Origin of the sequence: Virgibacillus dokdonensis (genome assembly GCF_900166595.1) — a bacterium.
GTDB classification, from domain to species: domain Bacteria; phylum Bacillota; class Bacilli; order Bacillales; family Amphibacillaceae; genus Virgibacillus; species Virgibacillus dokdonensis.
The window spans coordinates 1-6,619 of sequence record NZ_LT745749.1; the positions used below are offsets into that span (position 1 = coordinate 1).

Below are 6,619 nucleotides of genomic sequence, written 5' to 3' on the forward strand. Positions count from 1 at the left end.
GGATACCGCCCGATTCCATTCCATAGAAAGCCGTTGATATCGATGAACAAAAGGATTCTCCTCCGCAAATCGTTTCCCGCAGCACGAACAGGCATAGCGGCGTTTTTTGTAGAAGAGATAAGTTAATCGTTCAAACCACTTTAAATGTTTGATCTTTTGGATCCGATAATCATGAACTTTCTTGGTTCTCTTTCCACAGCTGGGACACTTGTGTACCTTGACAGGCATTTCTACATGAAGCGCAATACCACCTTCCATTTCCTCCACTTTTGTAATCCATACATCTTCAAGACCAGGCATTTTTATGGTAAAATTCATTTGCACGCAACTCCAATCTTTTCTTGTTTCTAGTCAATTCAAGTATAAAAGAATTGGATGTTTGCGTGTATATTTTTATGCGCAAATTGTGGGGAAACCCCAACATTTAGTATAGAGCCGTCTTTCTCCAAATATTTTGCTTCCTAATCGTATTAGAAAAGCTCTGTCTAACATTGGACAGAGCTTTTTATAGTCATTATGTATACCGTGCACCCGTCATCGATACGGTGACCCTATGCGTTACTCAAGTTCATGACTCGGCTTAGGCTTCCCCGCGGCACACAGAAATGACCACTTACTGCTGCTTCCTTCCGGACCTGACAGGATTCGTAGGTTTCTGTTGCGCAGGACCTAAACGTCAACACCAATCCCTTGAGGCAGACCATAAAGTCATCGTACCTCAGACGGGAATTCGGCCTCGCTATAGCGGATTGCGAGTACAGGGCACCGCTACCTCCCCGCTTAGCACGGCACTAATCATTATAACGATAATACAAGCAAATTGCAATAGCAGATGGTGGAAAGTTTGGGTACAATTATATTTAAACTTTGTCCAGGTCTAATTTTCTTTTTGGTCTGGCTTTTTTTGCTTACGAATCTTTTTAAAAAAATCCTTTAGTAATGTAGCACATTCTGCTTCCAAAATGCCTGCAGTTATATCAACTTGATGATTAAAGCGGTCTTCATGTAGTAAATTTAGCAACGTACCAGCACAACCCGCTTTAGGATCAGGTGCTCCGTAGACAACCCTTTTTATCCTCGACTGCACTATCGCACCTGCACACATTGGACAAGGTTCTAATGTAACATACAACGTACAATCCTCTAATCGCCAACTGCCAATCTTATCATTTGCTTTTTGTATCGCTAACAATTCCGCGTGTGCCAACGTACTTTGTGTTGTTTCACGTACATTATATGCGGTAGCTATCATTTCATTTTGATATACAATTACAGCACCAATCGGAACTTCATTTTGTGCGGCTGCTTTTTTTGCTTCTTGTATAGCTGTAAACATCCTTTGTTCATCTATAGTATTCATCTCATCACACTACTTTCTAGTTTGAAAAACGGAAATTCGGTAATAATACTTAAGAAAGTATCCGATACGCAACTGATCTATGATGTCCACCCTTCACCGTATTTCATTGAATATGACTTGTAATTGGAATTTTTGGTGTACTTTATCTCACAGATTAGTCACATGAAAGATAGCCTTATATACTCTATCAGAAGAGAGAGGGGATTTTCGTGCTCAAATCATTGGAAAAAACCGCCGTTTTATTTGTAGATATTATCAACGATTTTCATTTTGATGGTGGAAAAGCATTAGCTTCCAATACGAAAGAAATCCTTCCACACCTTATGTCTTTACGTAAATTTGCCAAAACCAATAAATTACCTATTATTTATGTTAATGATCATTACGGTCTTTGGCAAGCAGACTTTCGTAAAATAATTGACCACTGCTACAATGACGCAAGTAAAGACATTATAGAAGCTTTAAAGCCAGATGACCAAGACTATTTTCTTATTAAACCACAGCATTCCGCCTTTTTTCAAACGCCTCTACAATCTTTGTTATCTGAATTAGATAAAGACAGTCTCATTTTGGCAGGAATTGCCGGAGATATTTGTATTCTGTTTACAGCAAAGGATGCATATATGTATGGATATAAGATGCATATTCCAGAAAATTGCATGGCTTCAGAAGGAAAAGATAATAATGCTTATGCCCTATATTTATTACATGCAGTTATGAAAGCAGACACAACAGCAATATAATTAGCATACCTCCGTCTCCCTCCTCATAAAGTAACAGTAGCAAAACTTTGAAAGGAGGGATTTATTTTGCAAATCCATGTTGTGTCTGCAGGAGATACGTTGTTTCAAATCGCTTCTACATACAGAACTTCTACGCAAGCAATTATTGATGCCAATGAGTTGGATGCACCTAATAATCTAGTTATCGGCCAAGCGCTTGTCATTCCTATTATTGGACAATTTTACTTTGCTCAACCTGGAGATAGTTTATTTTCCATTGCCCAACAATTTAACATACCTCTCGAAACCTTAGCACAAATAAACGGAATCTCGCCAGGAAATATAATACCAGTGGGATTTCAATTATATATTCCGCCAGCACCTAAGACCCCAATCACGACAAATGCATATATTGAGCCTTCCGGCGATACGGTGTCAGAAACCCTAAAGAATTCTGCTCGAAAAGCAGCGCCTTATTTAACTTATTTAGCTATTTTCAGCTACCGTGTAGGCCGCGATGGCAGTCTAACACCACCGCCGTTAAATAGTCTAGCTGAAATTGCTGAACAAAATAATGTAGCAAAAATGCTTGTTGTAACCAACCTAGAAGGAGGAGAGTTCAGTCCGGAACTTGGTCATATTATCGTAACCGTACAAAGCGTACAAAATACGTTGCTTGATAATATTATTAATACAGCAACTACACAAGGGTATAAGGATGTCCATTTTGATTTTGAATTTTTACCAAGCGAAGATCGTGAAGCATATAATGCATTTTTACGGAAAGCAAAGAAAAGGCTGTCTCAAGCAGGCTTATTAATGTCCACTGCATTAGCACCAAAAACACGAGCTGATCAACCAGGACAATGGTATGAAGCACATGATTATGCAGTACATGGGGAGGTTGCTGACTTTGTTGTCTTAATGACCTATGAATGGGGATATACGTATGGTCCACCATTAGCTGTTTCACCTATCAATGAAGTACGAAAGGTAGTAGATTATGCACTCACAGTAATTCCAGCGAACAAAATCTTATTAGGGCAAAACTTATATGGTTATAACTGGACATTGCCTTATGCTGCTGATAACGGAGAACCCGCTCAAGCAGTCAGTCCACAGCGAGCCATTACCATTGCGAGAGAAAATAATGCAGAAATTATGTTTGATCAAGGAGCACAAGCACCGTTTTTCACCTATACGGATGAGGCAGGGACAAGACATGAAGTATGGTTTGAGGATGCAAGGTCGATTCAGGCAAAGTTTAATTTAATTAAAGAATTAGGGTTGTTAGGCATTTCTTATTGGAAACTAGGGCTTGCCTTCCCGCAAAATTGGTTATTATTACAAGATCAATTTACGATAACAAAGTTAGAATAACCATACACGCTAACTTTTGCTTCGTTTCATGGAGCATTAAAAAACATGGACTACACGATGAATGCCGAAAAAGCTTCCACATTCTCTGTCTTGAAGCAATTGGAAGTTTTCTTATTACTATGAGCTTTATTAGAAAAACTTGGCTGTCGCCAAGTCTACTAGCGCAGCCTTTGTTTTTCTTATACTATAAACCTTAAAGCTTTTATACTTTCCTATAGTGGAACAAAAGCGTAAGCGCCCGGTTAGCAACGTAGAGAGTGGCACGAAACAACTAAAGATTTAGGAATCATGACTTAGACTTAGCATAGGCCGATTCGTAAAGTGCTAGTTTCTAGGCTGTGGAGCCGGACGTGGCTTATTCTGTTATTTCATTATCCCAAAGCATCAAATTTTCAAAGCATTATTATGTGCTAAAAAATAAGCCCTCTACTGCAAGAGGACTTATTTTTTATACCTATCTTAATATATTTAAAGACTCACGGTTAAAAGCCGGAATGTCATCTGGCTGGCGACTTGTAACGAGTTGGTTTTGGCAAACAACTACTTCTTCGTCTACAACCTTGGCGCCTGCATATTCCATATCCACTTGAATGGATGTAAATCCAGTTGCTTTTCTTCCTTCCAATGTTTTCGCTGTAATTAACAGCTGTGGACCATGACAAATGGCAAAGACAGGTTTTTTCTCATCCATAAAATGCTTGGCAAATGTGACAAACCTTTCATCTGCACGCAGCATATCAGGAGAAAAACCACCCGGAATAAACAGCGCATCAAAGTCACTCGGATTAACATCGTCAATTCCATAATCAATCGTAACGGTAACTTGGTTGTTTTTCCCTGTTACTTGTTTCCCTTTTTCTTTTTCAATTGTAACTACTTCATGTCCAGCATCTTGAAAAGCTTTGGCTGGGTCTGTATATTCTACATCCTCAAACATATCTGTGATGACAGTCGCAATTCTTTTACTCACAAACGATTCCTCCTTTATGAATATTACATAAGTACTTTTTCCCGAAAATCATAAATTAAAACATCATATACCCATAAGCTTACGCAATTCTTGTTCATTATGGATTAAATCCTTTAATGTATATGCATCTAACACTTGAAAAAAAGCCATTAATGCTTGATTCAGTGCATGTTTTAAAGTGCACGCCGGCGAAATAACACAGTGATTCGTTTCCTTGTCAAAACACTCCAATAATACAAAATCATCTTCCAATGTTCGAACTAATTGTCCTATGTTGATTTCCTCCGCTGGCTTTGCTAAACGGAGACCGCCATGCCTGCCACGAATGGATTGGATAAGTCCTAGTTTCGTCAAGTTATGAACGACCTTTCGTAAGTGCTCCTGTGATATATGATAAACAGTAGAAATTTCCTTAATCGTGGTTAATTCCTGTTCTGTTTTCATTCCAGCCAATATTAATACTCGAAGGGAGAAGTCGGTGTATTTTTTAAGATTCATTATGTCACCTGCTATATAATGGTTTTTGTTTTTCACAATATTGTAACACAAATGTGATGTAAGAGGTTTTATATCGTTTTCTTTCATTATACAATAAAGATGTATTTAAAATACATCTTTATTGTATGGGAGGATTTTTTATGGAAACAACGGCAAAAACCAAATTAGATGAACAAAATAAGCAATTGATTAAAGCTACAGTTCCAATTTTACAAAAGCAAGGGACAGCTATTACAAAGCGATTCTATCAACTTATGTTAAGCAATCACCCCGAGTTAAATCACCTTTTCAATCAAACGAATCAACGACGTGGCGATCAACCTATCGCATTGGCCAATACGGTGTACGCAGCTGCAGCAAACATTGACCAGTTAGAAAAAATCGTACCTCACGTCCGGCAAATTGCCCATAAGCATCGAAGTTTAAACGTAAAACCAGACCAATATCCGATTGTTGGGAAATACTTATTATTAGCGATGAAAGATGTCTTAGGAGATGTAGCGAGTGATGAAATAATTGCTGCGTGGGAAAAAGCATACGGTATCATTGCGCAACTATTTATCGACATGGAGCAACAGCTATATGAAGAAGCTGAAGCACAAACTGGTGGATGGACAGGATTCCGTAATTTTAAAGTCATTCAAAAAATAAAAGAAAGCGACGTCATTACATCGTTTTATTTGCAACCTGAAGATGGCCTTGCCATTCCTGATTTTTTTCCCGGGCAGTATATCACGCTGAAAGCAGAGATTCCAGAAGAACCTTACACCCATCTACGCCAATACAGCTTATCTACATCACCTAACAAAGATCACTACCGAATTAGTGTTAAACGTGAAGCTGGTGATGCCAAAACTCCAAACGGAAAGGTATCCAATTTCCTACACGAATCGGTGAACGAAGGAAGTGTTTTACCACTTACAGCGCCAGCTGGTGATTTCTTTCTAAATAGAAACGATAACAGACCTATCGTGCTCCTTAGTGGCGGAGTAGGAATAACACCAATGATGAGCATGTTGGAAACAGTCATTCATACACAACCGAATAGAAAAGTAGTCTTTATTCATGCTGCAAAATCAGGTAATTATCACGCATTTAAGGATCGTGTAAATACGATTAGTAAGCAACATGCAAATGTTTCAAGCTATACTTTATATAGTCAACCTGAAAACGAGCATCTATGTGATGTAAATGGCTATATCAGTTACAACTGGCTACACTCTGTTCTGCCAACTACCAATGCATCCTTTTATTTCTGCGGTCCAAAAGGGTTTATGCAAACAACATTGCTTATCCTCAAACAGTTACATGTAGACGATGCAGATATCCATTATGAGGTTTTTGGCCCCGCGGCAGATATGAGCGCTTCGTAACTTTTTTCTATTCTGTTTTGAAGCTGGTATTAACATTTGGAAATAAAGTGATCTTCCATCAGTGGGGGATTTATCCCTCACTGTTGCGAATAACCATTTGTCACGAAATCTTTATGGAGTAATTCTTCCATTTTCTTAAACTTTAACTCCCCTAGATTGTAAAATTAAGCGAGACACCAAAAAAGACATGTCATGATATACTCAACGAATAACCAACCAAAGTTAAGGAGAGTGTATCTGACATGTCCTACACCCATCTTACCAAAACAGAACTGGTATTCATAGAGGAATATCATGAATTCGGCCTTTCTGGTCG

Annotated in this window: 7 protein-coding genes and 1 other RNA gene; 3 read left to right on the plus strand and 5 right to left on the minus strand. The window is 38.5% G+C overall.

Features of this window, described 5'->3' with window-relative positions; all coding sequences use genetic code 11:
* From B2C77_RS00025 to tadA, 3 genes are all read right to left on the minus strand, one after another.
* On the minus strand, positions 1-318 hold a 318-nt coding region (locus B2C77_RS00025), incomplete at its 3' end, for a transposase family protein (protein ID WP_141130620.1).
* 205 nt (positions 319-523) lie between these two features.
* An RNA gene (ffs, locus tag B2C77_RS00030) (signal recognition particle sRNA large type) lies at positions 524-789 on the minus strand.
* A gap of 88 nt (positions 790-877) precedes the next feature.
* Positions 878-1,360 (minus strand): tRNA adenosine(34) deaminase TadA, encoded by a 483-nt coding sequence (tadA, locus tag B2C77_RS00035; protein WP_077701759.1) that lies wholly within the window; start codon positions 1,358-1,360, stop codon positions 878-880.
* Positions 1,361-1,569: 209 nt separating this feature from the next.
* Between tadA and B2C77_RS00040 the strand changes: the two genes are divergently transcribed.
* Together B2C77_RS00040 and B2C77_RS00045 are read left to right on the plus strand one after the other, a co-directional pair.
* Positions 1,570-2,103, plus strand: a complete 534-nt coding sequence (locus B2C77_RS00040; protein WP_077701760.1) for a cysteine hydrolase family protein — start codon at positions 1,570-1,572, stop codon at positions 2,101-2,103.
* Between the two features lie 66 nt (positions 2,104-2,169).
* On the plus strand, positions 2,170-3,462 hold the full coding sequence (locus B2C77_RS00045; RefSeq protein WP_077701761.1) for a glycoside hydrolase family 18 protein: 1,293 nt from the start codon (positions 2,170-2,172) through the stop codon (positions 3,460-3,462).
* Positions 3,463-3,916: 454 nt separating this feature from the next.
* Here the strand turns inward: B2C77_RS00045 and B2C77_RS00050 are convergent, their stop codons facing one another.
* Both B2C77_RS00050 and B2C77_RS00055 read right to left on the minus strand, forming a co-directional pair.
* Positions 3,917-4,432: a type 1 glutamine amidotransferase domain-containing protein gene (locus B2C77_RS00050; protein ID WP_077701762.1), complete on the minus strand. Its 516-nt coding sequence runs from the start codon at positions 4,430-4,432 to the stop codon at positions 3,917-3,919.
* 63 nt (positions 4,433-4,495) lie between these two features.
* Positions 4,496-4,930, minus strand: a complete 435-nt coding sequence (locus B2C77_RS00055; protein ID WP_077701763.1) for an RrF2 family transcriptional regulator — start codon at positions 4,928-4,930, stop codon at positions 4,496-4,498.
* Positions 4,931-5,070: 140 nt separating this feature from the next.
* Here B2C77_RS00055 and hmpA point away from each other — a divergent pair, with 140 nt between their 5' ends.
* A complete protein-coding gene (gene hmpA, locus B2C77_RS00060) occupies positions 5,071-6,303 on the plus strand; it encodes an NO-inducible flavohemoprotein (RefSeq protein WP_077701764.1) in 1,233 nt (410 codons plus the stop codon).
* Positions 6,304-6,619 lie beyond the last annotated feature (316 nt).

Bases quoted from the DNA above. Each gene is read 5' to 3' on its own strand.
- tadA (WP_077701759.1), bottom strand. From the start codon at position 1,360: ATGAATACTATAGATGAACAAAGGATGTTTACAGCTATACAAGAAGCA.
- B2C77_RS00055 (WP_077701763.1), bottom strand. From the start codon at position 4,930: ATGAATCTTAAAAAATACACCGACTTCTCCCTTCGAGTATTAATATTG.
- hmpA (WP_077701764.1), top strand. From the start codon at position 5,071: ATGGAAACAACGGCAAAAACCAAATTAGATGAACAAAATAAGCAATTG.